Source organism: uncultured Marinobacter sp. (assembly GCF_947259545.1).
Classification (GTDB): Bacteria; Pseudomonadota; Gammaproteobacteria; order Pseudomonadales; family Oleiphilaceae; genus Marinobacter.
Map to the genome: position 1 here is coordinate 79,468 of NZ_CAMYMK010000008.1, position 15,352 is coordinate 94,819.

At 57.4% G+C, this 15,352-nt stretch carries 13 protein-coding genes and 1 tRNA gene; 12 read left to right on the plus strand and 2 right to left on the minus strand.

Annotated elements, in window-relative coordinates:
• Window positions 1-18 precede the first annotated feature (18 nt).
• A complete protein-coding gene (locus Q0Y21_RS12030) occupies window positions 19-2,145 on the plus strand; it encodes a methyl-accepting chemotaxis protein (RefSeq protein WP_297795661.1) in 2,127 nt (708 codons plus the stop codon).
• Window positions 2,146-2,315: 170 nt separating this feature from the next.
• Entirely contained in the window at window positions 2,316-2,567 is a 252-nt protein-coding gene (locus Q0Y21_RS12035) for a GrxA family glutaredoxin (RefSeq protein ID WP_297795664.1), read from the plus strand.
• Between the two features lie 73 nt (window positions 2,568-2,640).
• Here Q0Y21_RS12035 and Q0Y21_RS12040 read toward each other — a convergent pair whose 3' ends face one another.
• On the minus strand, window positions 2,641-3,903 hold the full coding sequence (locus Q0Y21_RS12040) for a 6-phosphofructokinase (protein ID WP_297795667.1): 1,263 nt from the start codon (window positions 3,901-3,903) through the stop codon (window positions 2,641-2,643).
• A gap of 162 nt (window positions 3,904-4,065) precedes the next feature.
• Here Q0Y21_RS12040 and mpl point away from each other — a divergent pair, with 162 nt between their 5' ends.
• The 4 genes from mpl to Q0Y21_RS12060 all read left to right on the plus strand — a co-directional run bounded on the left by mpl (window position 4,066) and on the right by Q0Y21_RS12060 (window position 9,348).
• A complete protein-coding gene (gene mpl, locus Q0Y21_RS12045; RefSeq protein WP_297795670.1) occupies window positions 4,066-5,463 on the plus strand; it encodes a UDP-N-acetylmuramate:L-alanyl-gamma-D-glutamyl-meso-diaminopimelate ligase in 1,398 nt (465 codons plus the stop codon).
• Window positions 5,460-6,113 (plus strand): flavin prenyltransferase UbiX, encoded by a 654-nt coding sequence (locus Q0Y21_RS12050; RefSeq protein WP_297795673.1) that lies wholly within the window; start codon window positions 5,460-5,462, stop codon window positions 6,111-6,113. The genes mpl and Q0Y21_RS12050 overlap by 4 nt, the downstream gene beginning before the upstream one ends.
• Before the next feature lie 111 nt (window positions 6,114-6,224).
• Window positions 6,225-7,364: an acyl-CoA dehydrogenase family protein gene (locus Q0Y21_RS12055; RefSeq protein WP_297795676.1), complete on the plus strand. Its 1,140-nt coding sequence runs from the start codon at window positions 6,225-6,227 to the stop codon at window positions 7,362-7,364.
• Between the two features lie 139 nt (window positions 7,365-7,503).
• Window positions 7,504-9,348 (plus strand): hypothetical protein, encoded by a 1,845-nt coding sequence (locus Q0Y21_RS12060; protein ID WP_297795678.1) that lies wholly within the window; start codon window positions 7,504-7,506, stop codon window positions 9,346-9,348.
• An 81-nt stretch (window positions 9,349-9,429) separates the two neighbouring features.
• Here Q0Y21_RS12060 and Q0Y21_RS12065 read toward each other — a convergent pair.
• Window positions 9,430-9,516 (minus strand) — tRNA-Leu (locus Q0Y21_RS12065).
• A gap of 252 nt (window positions 9,517-9,768) precedes the next feature.
• Here Q0Y21_RS12065 and rnr point away from each other — a divergent pair.
• From rnr to rplI, 6 genes are all read left to right on the plus strand, one after another.
• On the plus strand, window positions 9,769-12,312 hold the full coding sequence (gene rnr, locus Q0Y21_RS12070; RefSeq protein WP_297795681.1) for a ribonuclease R: 2,544 nt from the start codon (window positions 9,769-9,771) through the stop codon (window positions 12,310-12,312).
• A gap of 3 nt (window positions 12,313-12,315) precedes the next feature.
• Complete coding sequence (gene rlmB / locus Q0Y21_RS12075) at window positions 12,316-13,053, plus strand: 23S rRNA (guanosine(2251)-2'-O)-methyltransferase RlmB (protein WP_297795684.1); 738 nt, start codon at window positions 12,316-12,318, stop codon at window positions 13,051-13,053.
• 232 nt (window positions 13,054-13,285) lie between these two features.
• Window positions 13,286-13,705, plus strand: coding sequence for a 30S ribosomal protein S6 (gene rpsF / locus Q0Y21_RS12080; RefSeq protein WP_297795687.1), 420 nt, complete (start codon window positions 13,286-13,288; stop codon window positions 13,703-13,705).
• Window positions 13,706-13,730: 25 nt separating this feature from the next.
• Window positions 13,731-13,961 (plus strand): 30S ribosomal protein S18, encoded by a 231-nt coding sequence (gene rpsR / locus Q0Y21_RS12085; RefSeq protein ID WP_012138917.1) that lies wholly within the window; start codon window positions 13,731-13,733, stop codon window positions 13,959-13,961.
• Between the two features lie 26 nt (window positions 13,962-13,987).
• A complete protein-coding gene (locus tag Q0Y21_RS12090) occupies window positions 13,988-14,854 on the plus strand; it encodes a hypothetical protein (protein WP_297795691.1) in 867 nt (288 codons plus the stop codon).
• A 20-nt stretch (window positions 14,855-14,874) separates the two neighbouring features.
• On the plus strand, window positions 14,875-15,321 hold the full coding sequence (gene rplI / locus Q0Y21_RS12095; RefSeq protein WP_297795693.1) for a 50S ribosomal protein L9: 447 nt from the start codon (window positions 14,875-14,877) through the stop codon (window positions 15,319-15,321).
• Window positions 15,322-15,352: the final 31 nt, after the last annotated feature.

A 15,352-nucleotide genomic window follows, 5' to 3' on the forward strand; every position in this document is an offset into this window, starting at 1 on the left:
CGAACAGGTTCCATTGCAATGAAAGAGCTTTCGCTACGTTTCAAACTCTACGCCCTGGTGATTACGCTGCTACTGATTATGGGTGGCAGTATCGTGGTTACAGCCCAGTTGTCACTGGGAGATATGGAAGAGCGGATAACCACTGAAACCCGGGACACCGTTCAGGGTATTGTGATGGAACGGCTGAGTGCAACCGCAGGCAAGTACGGTGAATTGGTCAGCGGCCAGTTCGCGACCGCCTATCGTACCCCGGAAGTGGTTCGCAATGTGATTATCCGCAATATCCAGGCTGACAGTTCCGGCCGGATCAGTCGAATCGCGTTGCAGGAGACCATTGGCAGGGTGCTGGAGGAGCAAAAGAGCCTCAGTTCGGTGTACGCGCAGTTTGAACCGGATGCCTACGACGGGCAGGACCGGTACTTCACCGGCGGAGTGGAAGAGCACAGCAGTGATGCGGGTACCCTGGAGATCTATTTCTACCGTTCACCGGATGGAGAGGTCATTTTCAGTCGCACCGAGGACCCGGCTGTCAAATACCTGGATAACCGTAATGAGTTCGGTATTCGTGAAGCGGAATGGTACCTGTGTTCGCGGGACAGTAAACAGCCATGCATCATGGAGCCCTATGAATACGAGATCGAAGAAGGCTATTCCGAGTTAATGACCAGCCTGGTGGTTCCGATGCTCGATGATGGCAAGTTTGCCGGGGTGGTGGGGGTTGATATCAATCTGTCGACGCTTCAGCAAACCATTCGGAGTGTCAGTAACGAGCTGTACGATGGCAAATCACGGGTCACATTGTTGAGTGACAAGGGGCTGATCGCCGCATCCAGCCATTACGATAATCACCTGGGACGACCATTGAACGAAGCTTTACCCGAGCTGGCAAGTGAGTTTGCGAATCTGCACCAGGGCAAACAGAGCTACGATGATGGCGAGACTCTTGCCGTATCTTACCCGGTGGAGATTGATTTGCCGGGTACGCAGTGGTCGCTGCTGATTGAGTTGCCGCGGGATATCGCTTTGGCAGACGTGTCTGAGATTACGGCACTGTTGTCTGATGAAGTCGGTACCACGGCAGCGCGTCAGACCATGGTAGGCGTCGTGGTGTCTGTCATTGCCATTCTGATTCTGGTGATGCTGGTTCGCTCGGTGACCCGGCCGCTGAACGAGATCCGCGACCGCATGAAGAACCTTGCCAGTGCGGAAGGGGACCTTACCAGCGAGCTGTCCATTGATACCCACGCGGAACTGATTGAACTGGCAGGTGGATTCAATGCGTTTCTCGCTCGTTTGCGGGGTATGATCAATGATCTCAAGAGCGTGAATGGCAAGGTGCGTCAGCAGGCGATGGATGTTGGCGGTATCGCACGGGAGACAGATGAACAGACCGAGCGCCAGCATCAGGACATCGACAGCGTCGTTACTGCCATGAACGAAATGTCGGCGGCCGCAGGCGAGGTAGCCGGCTTTGCCGGGGAGGCGGCCGAGAATGCGAGGCAGGCCCAGGATGGGGTGCGGTTCACCCAGGATACGCTCACCGCGGCAGTGGACGGTGTCAGCGCCTTGTCGGCTGATATGGATGAAGCGAGTACCGCCATTACGCAAGTGGCAACCCGTAGCGATGACATTAATCGTATTCTGGAGGTAATTCGGGGCGTTGCCGAGCAGACTAACCTGCTGGCGCTGAATGCTGCCATAGAGGCCGCCAGGGCCGGTGAGCAGGGGCGTGGCTTTGCTGTGGTGGCCGACGAGGTACGTACTCTGGCATCCCGCACCCGGCAATCCACGGACGAGATCAGTGAGATGATCGAAGGTCTGCAGAGCGATGTGAACGGGGCGGTGTCGGTGATTCGTTCCGGAGTGGACCGTGCGACGACGGCAGTGGATGGCACCCGTGAGGCGGATCACTCCCTGGCGGCGGTGGTCGAGCGTATCGGGACCATTGTGGAGCATGTGACACAGGTGGCAACGGCGGCCGAAGAGCAGAGCTCTGTCAGTGAAGAGATCAACCGGAACCTGACGAAAATCGGGGATGCCGCCAGTGACCTCAGGCTTCTTGCCCAGCGGGTTCGCAGTAGCGGTGAGGCTCTGGATGATCAGGTCGAGGTACTGGATTCCGAACTGGGGCGCCTGAAAACCTGAGGAAGCCATCGGATTTTGATAATGGATTCAGTCACTAACCGGTGTATCGGTTCGTGCTATGACGGCCATTCAAACCATCAATTTTCTTTTTTACGGCGACATGACATCATGTCGCCAAGTTTTTATTGAAGGCGTGACCCCCGCCTGATCTTTAGGTTAAGGAGCAAAATATGGAGCATGTGACCATTTACGGCCGCTCGTCCTGCGGTTTCTGTGTTCGTGCAAAGCGGCTGTGTGAGGTGAAGGGCATCCCTTTCACCTATATCGACATGATTGAGGAAGGCATGTCCAAGGCGGACATTGCCGACAAGATCGGTAGGCCGGTGCATACAGTGCCCCAGATCCTGGCTGGCGAGCACTACATTGGTGGTTCCGACGAGTTTGTCCGTTACCTGAGTGCGCAGGAGGCCAGGGCAAACTGATCACCGGTACGGTGAAATAAAAAAGGCGCTTGCGGTTATGCCGCAAGCGCCTTTTTGGCTTCAGGGCCAGGAATCAGAGCTGGAAGTCGGTCTTCAGCTTTTTTTCCACCAGCTTGTTTTGCAGTTTGGCCACTCGCGGCAGGCCATTGTCGAACGGCGGGAAGCTCTCACCGTGAATCAGTGGCTCCAGGTAGTCACGGCAATCCTGGGTGATGTGAAAACCATCATCCGAAATGTAATGGATGGGCATTTTCTTTTCCTGGTTCGCCACTTCACTCAGTGGTGCTTCGCCGATGTGCCAGCGATACGGTTTGGATTGTTCGCGGACAATCGTCGGCATCAGCGCCTGCTTGCCTTCCATTGCCATTTCAACCGCCGCCTTGCCGACAGCATAGGCTTGCTCAACATCAGTCGCGGAGGCAATGTGGCGTGCACTGCGCTGCAGGTAATCCGCCACGGCCCAGTGATACTTGTAACCCAGTGCCTGCTTGACCATATTGGCCAGCGCCGGTGCAACGCCGCCGAGCTGGGTGTGGCCAAAGGCATCCTTGGCGCCGGCATCGGCGAGGAAGCGGCCGTCTTCGTACTGGGCGCCCTCAGAGGCCACGACCACACAGTACCCGTACTCCTTCACACAGAATTCCACCCGCGCCAGGAAGGCTTCGCGGTCGAACGGCATCTCCGGGAACAGGATGATGTGAGGCGGCTGGTCTTCGCTCTCACCGGCCAGGCCACCCGCGGCGGCAATCCAGCCGGCGTGGCGACCCATGACCTCAAGAATGAACACCTTGGTGGAGGTTTCACACATGGACTTGATGTCGAGTCCGGCTTCCAGGGTCGAGGTGGCAATGTACTTGGCCACGGAGCCAAAGCCGGGGCAGCAGTCGGTGAAGGGCAGGTCGTTATCCACGGTCTTGGGCACGCCAATGCAGGTAATCGGATAGCCCATTTTCTCGGCCAGCTGGGATACCTTATAGGCCGTATCCTGAGAATCACCGCCGCCATTGTAGAAGAAGTAACCAATGTCATGGGCGCGGAACACTTCGATCAGGCGCTCGTATTCACGCTTGTTCTCGGAAATGTTCTTGAGCTTGTGACGGCACGACCCGAAGGCGCCGCCGGGGGTGTGGATCAGTGCCTGAATGGCGTCATCGCTTTCCAGGCTGGTATCAATCAGCTCTTCCTTGAGTGCGCCAATGATGCCGTTGCGGCCGGCGTAGACCTTGCCGATGCGTTCGGGGTACTTGCGGGCGGTCTGGATAACCCCGCAGGCGCTGGCGTTAATGACTGCGGTCACACCGCCGGATTGAGCGTAAAAAGCATTCTTGGTGGCCATCTCGGGCTGGAGCCTCCTGCTGGTTCAGTAAATGCCGCAGATGATACGCCAAATCCCGGTTTTTTTCATGAGCAGGATTGCGGATAACAACTTGACGGCCCGCGGCGTATACGGGAGGCTTGGCACGTTTCATTCAGGGCCAATCGAGAGGTCAGACCGGTCATGCATATTCATATCCTGGGAATTTGTGGCACATTCATGGGCAGCCTTGCGGTGTTGGCCCGGGAGCTGGGTCACACGGTGACGGGGTCGGACCAGGGGGTGTATCCACCAATGAGCACTCAGCTGGAAGCCCAGGGTATTGGTCTGATGGAAGGGTATCGCGCAGAGAACCTGGAGCCCAAGCCGGACCTGGTGCTTATCGGTAATGCCATGTCCCGGGGCAACCCAGAGGTGGAAGCAGTCCTCAACCGCAATATTGATTACATGTCCGGCCCCGAATGGCTGGCGCGGGAAGTATTGCGCCATCGCTGGGTGCTGGCTGTGGCCGGAACCCATGGCAAGACCACTACTACGTCCATGCTGCTGTGGATTCTCGAGCAGGCTGGCTTTGATGCGGGCTATCTGGTTGGTGGTGTGCCGAAGGATTTTCCTGTATCTGCACGTCTTGGTTCCAGTGACTTTTTCGTGATAGAGGCTGATGAGTACGACAGCGCGTTTTTCGACAAGCGTTCGAAGTTTGTTCATTATCGCCCTCACACCCTGATCATGAACAACCTGGAATTCGATCACGCTGATATCTTCGACAATGTCGAGGCCATTGAACGCCAATTCCACCATCTGGTTCGCACCGTGCCCTCCAGCGGCCAGATCATTCGTCCGGCGAACGACTTGCACCTGGACCGGGCTCTGGAGATGGGGTGCTGGAGCGGGGTGCAAACCACGGCTATAGGCAGTGAAGTGGCGTACACGACGGATTGGCGTGCGGAGTTGCTGTCGGAGGACGGCAGCCGTTTTATGGTGGTTCACCACGAGCAGCCAGTGGCCACGGTGACCTGGGCCCAGACCGGACTGCACAACGTTCGCAATGCCCTGGCCGCCATTGCCGCCGCACGCCATGTGGGGGTGACACCGGACCACGCTGTTGCCGCGCTGTGCCGTTTTTCCGGGGTGAAACGGAGGATGGAACTGCTGGCGGAGATCAACGGTGTCAGTGTGTATGACGACTTTGCCCACCATCCGACCGCGATCGCGACCACCCTGGAGGGATTGCGTAACAAGGTGGGTGACGAACCTGTGATCGCCTTGATCGAACCGCGTTCGAACACCATGCAGCAGGGCGTGCACCAGCAGGCATTGTTGCCGAGCGCCGTCGCCGCTGATCATGTGATCTGGGCCAACCTGAATCAATTGGAGTGGCTGCCCGCACTGGTGAAGGCCTGGAAGGGCGGTGAGGGGGAAACCGTACGGCACTATGTGGAAGCGAGTGTGGACGCCCTGATCGAGCAGACACTGGCGAATGTAAGCGGTCCCTGCCACATTGTGATCATGAGCAATGGCGGTTTTGGTGGCATTCACCAGAAACTGATTGCCGAACTCGAGCGTAGATACCCGGTATGACAGAATCTTCGGTGCAACCACGAACCATCAACCTGGCGATTACCGGTGCATCCGGCGCCCAGTACGGCCTGCGGCTGCTGCAGTGCCTGGTGGCCGCTGGCTGCACGGTGAATGTGATGATTAGCCGTGCCGCACAGGTGGTGATTGCCACGGAAACCGAATTGAAGTTGCCGGGCTCCCCGCAGGCAATGCAAGAGACGCTAACAGAGTTTTCTGGCGCGAGCCCTGGTCAAGTGCTGGTATTCGGGCGGGAAGACTGGTTTGCGCCACCCGCATCCGGTTCTGGTGAGAAGGCCCCACTGGTGGTGTGTCCCTGCAGCACCGGCACCCTGTCCGCACTGGCCACCGGCGCCAGCAACAACCTGATCGAGCGGGCCGGAGATGTGGCCCTGAAAGAGCGTCGACAACTGATCCTGGTGCCCCGCGAAGCGCCATACTCAGAGATACACCTGGAGAACATGTTGCGGCTGACCCGAATGGGCGCGGTCATCATGCCGGCCAGCCCCGGGTTCTATCACAGCCCGCAATCGGTGAGTGATCTGGTTGATTTTATTGTGGCCCGCATTCTCGATCACCTCGGCCTTCCCCAGGACCTGATGCCGCGCTGGGGCGAGGAGCGCGCTAAGGCAAAGCGCGGCGACCAGGGTTAGGCGATGGTTTTGGTCAGCCCGATTGATGGTTTTCACCATTGAGCGAAACTGCCTCTGCGCAGAGACTTGGTGAACGATAACCACAACACAGGTCATTCACCGAGGTTTACCATGATTCCACGCACACTCTTTGATGCCGATCTCGAAGGCTTCCGCGATTCCGTTCGTAAATTCCTGGAGCAGGAAGCGGCTCCCTACCATGAGCAATGGGAAAAAGACGGGCACGTCAGCCGCGAACTGTGGACCAAAGCCGGCGAGTTGGGCTTCCTGTGTCCGACCATGCCGGAAGAGTTTGGTGGTGTGGGCGCAGATTTCCGTTACAGCGCCGTGATCATGGAAGAGATTTCCTATGCCGGCCTGTCCGGTATTGGATGGGGGCTGCATTCCGACATTGTCGCGCCTTACATCCTTAATTACGGTTCCCAGGAACAAAAGGAGCGGTACCTGCCCAAGCTGGCATCCGGTGAGATGATCGGGGCCATTGCCATGAGCGAACCCGGCGCCGGTTCTGATCTTCAGGGCGTAAGAACCACCGCGATCAAGGATGGCGACCACTATATTCTCAACGGCTCCAAGACCTTTATCACCAACGGCCAGATGGCTGACCTGGTTATTGTCGTAGCCAAGACCGATCCCAAGGAAGGCGCCAAAGGCACCAGCCTGCTGATCGTCGAAACCGCGTGGGAAGGCTTCGAAAAAGGCCAGAACCTGAACAAGGTCGGCATGAAAGCCCAGGATACCTCGGAGCTGTTCTTCCAGGACGTGAAAGTGCCTGCGGGGAACCTGCTGGGGTCTATGGAAGGTCAGGGATTCTTCCAACTGATGCAGGAATTGCCTGCCGAGCGCCTGCAGGTGGCACTGACTGCCGTTGCTGCGGCCGAGGCCGCCTGGCAGTGGACTCTGGATTACGTCAAGGAGCGTAAAGCGTTCTCCAAGCCGGTGATCGCATACCAGAACACCCGTTTCAAGCTGGCGGAAATGAAATCGGAAATCACCGCTGCTCGGGTTTTCTGTGATCGCTGCCTGGAGCTGCACCTGGAGAAGAAACTCGACATTCCGACCGCGGCCATGCTGAAGCAATGGACCACTGACATCCAGTGCAAGGTGATCGATGAGTGTGTCCAGTTGCACGGTGGTTACGGCTACATGTGGGAATACCCGATTGCCCGGGCCTGGGCGGATTCCCGTGCCCAGCGCATTTATGCCGGTACCAATGAAATCATGAAGGAAATTGTTGCCCGTTCATTCTGATCTGGCTGGCTCCGGTATCGTGAGGTACCGGAGCTTTTCGTTACCAAACTTTACAAATTGCCAAGCCTATCAAGGTTCCCTTCTGCAACATCCCCTAGAGTAGCGGCACAACCTCCAACAAGGATAACCGGTTGCTGCCATGAAAAGCCTTCTTCCTCTGTCTGTATCGCTGTTTGCCCTGGCTATGGCCGGCTGTGGCGAAAAGTCTGATGAGCTGCCCATCGATGGTCGTGATTTCGACGGCGTTAACTACAGTGAGCCCGCCCCTTACACTGGAAGAGTGATCGACGGATACCTGCGTAACGCCAGGGTATGGCTTGATATTGACGGGGACGGCCAATACTCACCGGGGCCCCTGACCGTCGTGTTGGAATCCGGCACCGAAGTGATCCTGCGGGAAGGGGAGCCCACGGCGATGTCCGGGGCTAACGGTGTGTTTTCGCTGGATACTCAGTCGTTGGTGCGTGATCCTGGCGAAGCCCCCGACATTGATCCCAGGGATTATTCCCTGCACGCTCTGGCATTGCCGGGAAAGACGGTGGAGCAGTTACCCGATGGTGATCGGCCTGTCGACAAAGCCTATCTGATGTCTGCACCACCAGGTGTCCGGCAGGTTACGCCGTTAACCACCCTGGCTCGTTATCGCGGCCTGGCGGGCGAGGGCTCTGCGGTTTCGGGAAGCGTCGACTCCTCCATGGCGAGCGTGAACCTGCTGTCAGATTACATACAGTCCGGGGACCAGCGGGCCCACGCTTATGCCCGGGCGTTTGCCCGATTCATGGCAAGTCAGTTTCCTGTGCCGTACAGCGAGGAGCTGGCGGCCAGCGGCGCCGATGGAACCGAGCGGCTCCTGAGCCGGCAAGCGGTTTACCTGCTGGGGCTGTCACTTGCCCGGAATGCGCCAGACGTTGTCGCTATTGTGGACGATGCCGCGTCTGCGGGAGGGTATGCCGGTGTTGATGTCGGTAACCTGGCGTTGCCAGAGGTGGAGCTGGATTTGTCCGACCCGGTGCTGTTAACGCGGCAGGTGGTCTCGGCCCAGTCCGAATACGGAGACTTGCCTACCAGTCCGTCCAGCCTGATGACCACTGCGGAGCTGTCATTTGCCTATGGCCCCGATGGCCGGGTGAAAGCTATTTCGGCAGAGGGCTGCATGGCGCCTTCGATGACGGAGTTGGCGCGGTTGGTCACTGTTGGTGGTCAAATGGCAAGCCTGGGCACCCAGTGGCTGCCCTCCATCTCGCTGTCGCTGCAAAGTCGGGTAGCCTATGAGAGCGGTGGCGTGGATGAACGACTGACCTTCGATTGGGAGAGCCAGCGGATCTATTTCGAAACCACCACCCAATGTCAGGAGAGCCTGGCCGATACCTCCGAGTTCGGAGGGCCGCCGGAAGTGACTTACAGCTGGATCCGGGGTGATGATGGTGTTGCGGAGCTGACGGCGACTTCTGACAGCGAGGACCGTGTGCTTCAGTTGGACTACGCCAATGGAACGCCTTTGGTCACCGGTCATCGGTTGCTGGTCAACGGGGAGGAGCGAGCCGTGCTGAGCCTGTCGGAGCTGTCGGACGAGTGTGCTCTGCCTGAGGACGTTAAAGACGCAGGGCATGTGGTTTCCCGACAGCAGGATTACAGTTACAGCGCTATTGATGCCCCGGTTGGCTTTGATGATTTGACGCTGGAGTTCGATGCCCGCAACGAGTATTTCCGGCTGTTGCGCTACTCATTCGCCGATTTGGATATGGCCGGGCTTGACCACGTTTCCTCGGAAGGCGGGTTCGACTGGGTCATGGTTTATCCGGAGGAAGGTGCTGTAGATTACGTGGACGACCAGCCCAACCTGATTGCGGAGGCGTATCTCACCGAGCCCGGAACGCCTGCGGACTGTGGCCGGGAGTTCGAAGAGGTGCCATTCGGGGTATTCGGGCAGGTAAATTACCAGTACCAGCGCTTGTCGGCCTATTTGACGGAACAGGTGCAATAAGAATAGCTCGGGCCAGTGCGTGCCTGAGTGACTTTAATAGCTGCTTTGGGATTTTTTCTTGCCACTTCCTGAGGGAGGAAGTGGTGCCGAGGAGAGGACTTGAACCTCCACGGGGTTGCCCCCACTAGCACCTGAAGCTAGCGTGTCTACCAATTTCACCACCTCGGCAGGTGATTCACAGAGACGTCCACAGTTTATTGAAAACTTGGCGTTTCTGCCAGCGGTGAGGTGTGTCCCTCAACCGATGGCGCGTACTTTAATGATTGCGGAAAAAGCTGTCAAACATTTTTTTTGGAATTTTTCGGGAATTTAATGGCTTTATTTTGTTGCCGGTTAGGCAGGGTGGCCGAACCGGCGTTATACTCCTGAGCACATGCAATATAGCCGCGTTATTGAGAGGCGGACAGGACAAGGACCCGAATGGTTTCCAGAAAAAAGACGGACAGTGATCCGCACGCCAGTCGTGAGGCGGAAAAATACGACAACCCCATCCAGAGCCGGGAGTTCATTCTTGAGCACCTGAAAGAGCGTGGTGCCCCGGCTACTCACGAAACCCTCTGCCAGGAACTCGGGCAGAATTCCCCCGAAGGCATCGAGGCGTTGCGTCGCAGGCTGATAGCCATGTGCCGTGATGGTCAGATGATCTGCAACCGTCGCGGTGCTTATTTGCCCATTGAAGAAGCCGATCTGGTCACGGGCCGGGTAATAGGGCACAAGGACGGTTTCGGTTTTCTGGTTCCGGATGATGGCGGCAGCGACCTGTTCCTCACCGCCCGCCAGATGCGTCAGGTATTTCATGGTGATCGGGTTGCCGCTCGGGTTGACCGTGTCGATGACAAGGGGCGCCGGGAAGGTGTGATTGTTGAGGTGCTGGAGCACAAGACCAGTCAGACCGTCGGTCGCTTCTTCCAGGAAAGTGGCATCAGCTTTGTGGTTCCGGAGAACGCCCGCATTAACCACGAGGTATTGATCCCCCAAGAGCATGGTGGTGAGGCCCGTCATGGTCAGTATGTGGTGGTGGATATTATTCGTCAGCCGACCGTGCGTACCCAGCCGTTAGGCAAGGTGGTTGAGGTACTTGGCGAGCACATGGCGCCAGGCATGGAGATCGATGTCGCTATCCGTTCCTACGATATTCCCCATAGCTGGCCGCCCGCGGTAGGCGAGCAGGTCGCGAAGATTCCGGAGGAGGTGGCGGAGAAGGACAAGACAAATCGCGTTGATATCCGCAACCTTCGCTTGGTCACCATCGATGATGAAACTGCCCGGGACTTTGATGACGCGGTTTACTGCGAACCCCGGGCCCGTGGTGGTTACCGGTTGCTGGTCGCGATTGCCGATGTCTCCCATTACGTGCGGCCGGAAACGCCGCTGGACGAGGAAGCCGTCAATCGCAGTACCTCTGTGTATTTTCCGGATCACGTGGTACCGATGCTGCCAGAAAAGCTGTCCAATGGTCTGTGCTCCCTGAATCCGGGGGTGGATCGTCTGTGCATGGTGGCTGATATGACCATCAGTGCCGCGGGCAATATCAGCAGCTACAGCTTCTATCAGGCGGTCATGTACAGCCATGCGCGTCTTACCTACAACAAGGTGAGCGACATGCTGACTCAGCCGGATACCGAATCCGGCTACCGTTTGTGTGAGCAATACGCCCACGTGCTGCCGCAATTGCACAACCTTTACGGTCTATACCAATTGCTGCGCAAGGCACGTACCGAGCGTGGAGCCATTGATTTCGAAACCACCGAAACCAAGATTGTTTTTGATGCCAACCGGAAGATTGAAGAGATTGTTCCGGTGCAGCGCAACGAAGCCCACAAGATCATTGAAGAGTGCATGCTGTGCGCCAACGTCGCCACGGCCCGCTTCCTCAAGAAATACAAATTGCCGGCCCTGTATCGCGTTCATGATGGTCCTTCGGAGGAGCGCCTGAATGCCGTTCGGTTGTTCCTGGCAGAGCTGGGACTGCAGTTGGGTGGCGGTGACAGCCCGACCTCCGCGGACTACCAGGCTCTGCTTTCTGAGATTGCGGATCGCTCGGACGCCAACGTGATCCAGACGGTCATGTTGAGATCCCTGAGTCAGGCGGTCTACAGCCCGGAGGAAAGCGGTCACTTTGGCCTGGGCTTTGCCAGCTATGCCCACTTTACCTCGCCCATTCGCCGATATCCGGATTTGATCGCCCACAGGGCCATCAAATCCATCGTGCATGGCGAGAAACCAGCGAAGGATGTGGTCAAGCCGCCCAAGCTGGACCCGGAGCTGGCTGAATACCCCTATGACTATGCGAGCATGGAACGGCTTGGTGAGCATACTTCCATGGCCGAGCGCCGGGCGGACGACGCCACTCGTGATGTCATGGCCTGGCTCAAGTGTGAATACCTCAGCGATCACGTAGGTGAAGAGTTTGATGGCGTGATAGCCGCCGTGGTGCCTTTTGGCTTCTTTGTGGAGTTGTCTGGCGTCTATATTGAAGGGTTGGTTCATGTTTCAACCCTCAGCGGTGATTTCTTCCACCATGATGCAGCCAAGCATCGTCTGATCGGAGAGCGCACCGCCCAGAGTTTCCGGCTCGGCGACGAGGTCCGCGTTAAGGTGGTCCGTGTTGGCATGGAAGATCGCAAAATTGACCTTGAGCTGATCAGTGAGCCCCGTCATCGTCAGGCCGACAGGGATGCGCTGGATTTGACTCGGAAGGAGCCTCGTGGCAAAGCGAAAGGGCGAGGCAAGGGTGCGGGAAGGGATGGTAAGCCCAAGTCCCGGTCGGATTCCCGAGAGAAGGCGTCGCCCAAAAAACGCCCGGCCAAAGCCGCAGGTGACAAGCCCAAAGGCAAGCCGGCGGCGAGCGAGAAGGGGTCAAGTAATGAGCCGATGTCGGCAAGGGACGAGCTCGTGGCTCAGGCGGCCAAGCTGGCCCTTGGCAAGGATAAAAAACGGAAATCCCGCAAGTCAGGAAAATAATCAGTGTCCGGAGAATTCATATTTGGTTGGCATGTGGTTGAGGCTGTCCTCAAGCGCGAGCCGGAGCGGCTGCAGCAGGTCTGGATACAGACCGGGCGTCAGGACAAGCGGGTAAAAGGCATTACTTCCGCTCTTGAGGAGCTCGGTGTTCGCTGGAGCGTGGTGCACCGGAAGGAGCTGGATGAAAAGGTGTCCGGTGTCCACCAGGGGATAGTGGCCGCGGTGTCGGAAAGCCGCGAGTGGGGCGAAGATGATCTGATGGCCATGCTGGCCGGGTCCGATAAGCCACCGTTTCTGCTGGTGCTGGATGGTGTCACCGATCCTCATAACCTGGGCGCCTGCATGCGAACGGCGGATGCCGTCGGTGTGCAGGCCGTGATTGTTCCCAAGGATAAATCGGCAACCCTGACGCCTGTGGCCCGCAAGGTCGCCTGTGGTGCAGCGGAAACCGTGCCCTTTGTGCGAGTGACCAACCTGGCGCGCTGTCTGAGAACCCTGAAGGATGAGGGGGTGTGGCTGATTGGTACCGCCGGCGAGGCTGACAGTACTTTGTATCAGGCTAACTTCACCGGTGCCGTGGCCCTGGTGATGGGGGCTGAGGGCAAGGGGATGCGGCGGCTGACCCGGGAACATTGCGACGCCCTGATCAACATTCCGATGCTGGGCCATGTGGACAGCCTGAATGTCTCCGTGGCGACTGGGGTCTGTCTATACGAAGCGCTGCGTCAGAGGCTTGCATAGAACTCCCGACACGCCTAGAATACGGCACCCCTTTTTATAGGGGCGGTGTTGTATTGTCTGAATTCCGGGCAGCAACATGACGCTTTTGATCGGGCCTTTCTGTAACGCCTTATTGATAAAGCAAAAAGAAACCGGCAGCGTGACTGCCACCTCCTTGCTTTCATATTTAGCGACGGTGGGTGCTTCATACCCCTCGTTAAAAAGGAAGCTGTTTAAACCGTAGGGAGAACTCATGCGTCACTACGAAATCGTTTTTATGGTACACCCGGATCAGAGCGAGCAGGTGCCCGCGATGATCGAGCGTTATACCAACGTCATCACTGAAGATGGCGGCAAGGTACATCGCCTGGAAGATTGGGGCCGTCGTCATCTGGCATACCCGATCAACAAGATCCACAAGGCTCATTACGTGCTGCTGAACGCTGAATGTTCACAGGCCGCTATGGACGAGCTGACCCACAACTTCCGGTTTAACGATGCCATCATCCGTGACCTGATTCTGCGTCGCGATGAAGCTGTTACCGATCTGTCTCCGATGAAAGCCGCCGAGTCCCGTGAGGACCGTCGTTCTGGTGGAGATGAGCGTCCGGCACGTCGTCCGGCCGAATCTGACGAGCGTCAGAAGGCTGAGACCCAGGACGAAGAAGAGTAATTAACCGGAGTTGAGGAGTTAAGTTATGGCTCGTTTTTTCAGACGTCGTAAGTTCTGCCGCTTCACGGCAGAAGGTGTTAAAGAGATCGATTACAAGGATCTGGACACCCTGAAAGGTTATATCACTGAAACCGGCAAGATCGTGCCCAGCCGCATTACCGGCACCAAAGCACGTTATCAGCGTCAGCTGGCTACCGCTGTCAAGCGTGCCCGCTACCTGGCTCTGCTGCCGTACTCGGACAGCCACGATAACTAATTAACAGATAAACAGGACTTGGGACCATGCGTGCACTGGCACAATTTGTAATGCGCGGTCCCCTGCAGGCAGGCGGGGTTGCTGCAGTTGCTACTGCGATACCCCTGCTGTTCTGGGTTGGAGCTGCCGTTATCGGCCTGGTGATTCTCAGGTTGGGTATCGGCCAGGGACTGAATATCGGTCTCTGGGCATTGCTTCCGGCACTGGGCTGGAGCTGGTTCGGGCAGGACCCGACAGCGCTGGCGGTATTGCTCGAAGTGATGCTGATGGCCTCCATTCTCAGAGTATCTCTGTCCTGGGAAAGAGCCCTTCTTGGAGGGAGCTTTCTGGCGATTGTCACAGGGCTGATGTTGCCTGTGATGTACCCGGGGTTGCTGGATGATCTGGTCCGCACCGGGGTCAGTTTTTACGAACAATACAATGCCGAGGTGGCCCGCAGTCTGGGCGATGAGCTGGAGACAGTCATTCGGGACACCATGAATGCCAGCATGGCAGGTACCTACCTGGTAACAGGTGTGGCGATGACCATGTTGGCAAGATCCTGGCAGGCCGGGCTTTATAATCCCGGCGGTTTCCGGAAAGAGTTTCATGCTTTTCGGCTGTCACCCCCGGTGGCTGTGCTGTGCGCAGTGACCATGGTGGTAGGGCCTCTTCTGGGGCTGAACACGATGTTGCTCGGATGGGCTGCGGGCATGCCGCTTTTTGTTGCGGCGCTGGCGCTTGTTCACGGTGTGGTTGGTCGTAAAGGTCTGAGTGGTCAGTGGCTGGTGCTGTTTTACATCGCACTGGTGCTTCTGGGCCCAAGCCTGATGATTCTGTTGGTGTTTCTGGCGTTTGTGGATAGCTGGCTGGATATCCGGGGGCGAATCAAGCCCGCCGGGCCGGCTGAATAAAGCACGAAGAGGTTAACGAGATGGAAGTTATTCTGCTCGAGAAAGTAGCAAACCTTGGTTCACTGGGTGACAAGGTCAAGGTAAAGGCCGGTTACGGTCGTAATTTTCTGCTGCCATACGGCAAAGCTGTTGCAGCCACTGCTGAAAACCTGAAGGCCTTTGAAGAGCGCCGCGCAGAACTGGAAAAGGTTGCCGCTGAAAAGCTGGCTACTGCCCAGACTCGTGCCGAAGCTCTGGAAGGCGCTTCCTTCACCATCGCCTCCAAGGCAGGTGAAGAAGGCAAGCTGTTCGGTTCAATCGGTGTGCGCGACATTGCTGACGCTATCACTGCTGGCGGTACTGAAGTCGAGAAGAGCGAAGTTCGTCTGCCTGAAGGTCCGCTGCGCGTGACCGGCGAGTACGACATCGAGCTGCAACTGCACTCTGACGTTACCGTTAATATCAAGCTGGTTGTTGTCGCCGAGTAATCGGAGACGGCGGTGTGGCAGTCCGGCGTCT

Excerpts from the sequence above, each read along its gene's own strand:
- Q0Y21_RS12060 (WP_297795678.1), top strand. The coding sequence starts at position 7,504 with ATGAAAAGCCTTCTTCCTCTGTCTGTATCGCTGTTTGCCCTGGCTATG.
- Q0Y21_RS12090 (WP_297795691.1), top strand. The coding sequence starts at position 13,988 with ATGCGTGCACTGGCACAATTTGTAATGCGCGGTCCCCTGCAGGCAGGC.
- rpsR (WP_012138917.1), top strand. The coding sequence starts at position 13,731 with ATGGCTCGTTTTTTCAGACGTCGTAAGTTCTGCCGCTTCACGGCAGAA.
- mpl (WP_297795670.1), top strand. The coding sequence starts at position 4,066 with ATGCATATTCATATCCTGGGAATTTGTGGCACATTCATGGGCAGCCTT.
- rplI (WP_297795693.1), top strand. The coding sequence starts at position 14,875 with ATGGAAGTTATTCTGCTCGAGAAAGTAGCAAACCTTGGTTCACTGGGT.
- Q0Y21_RS12030 (WP_297795661.1), top strand. The coding sequence starts at position 19 with ATGAAAGAGCTTTCGCTACGTTTCAAACTCTACGCCCTGGTGATTACG.
- Q0Y21_RS12050 (WP_297795673.1), top strand. The coding sequence starts at position 5,460 with ATGACAGAATCTTCGGTGCAACCACGAACCATCAACCTGGCGATTACC.
- Q0Y21_RS12035 (WP_297795664.1), top strand. The coding sequence starts at position 2,316 with ATGGAGCATGTGACCATTTACGGCCGCTCGTCCTGCGGTTTCTGTGTT.
- rnr (WP_297795681.1), top strand. The coding sequence starts at position 9,769 with ATGGTTTCCAGAAAAAAGACGGACAGTGATCCGCACGCCAGTCGTGAG.
- Q0Y21_RS12040 (WP_297795667.1), bottom strand. The coding sequence starts at position 3,903 with ATGGCCACCAAGAATGCTTTTTACGCTCAATCCGGCGGTGTGACCGCA.
- rpsF (WP_297795687.1), top strand. The coding sequence starts at position 13,286 with ATGCGTCACTACGAAATCGTTTTTATGGTACACCCGGATCAGAGCGAG.
- Q0Y21_RS12055 (WP_297795676.1), top strand. The coding sequence starts at position 6,225 with ATGATTCCACGCACACTCTTTGATGCCGATCTCGAAGGCTTCCGCGAT.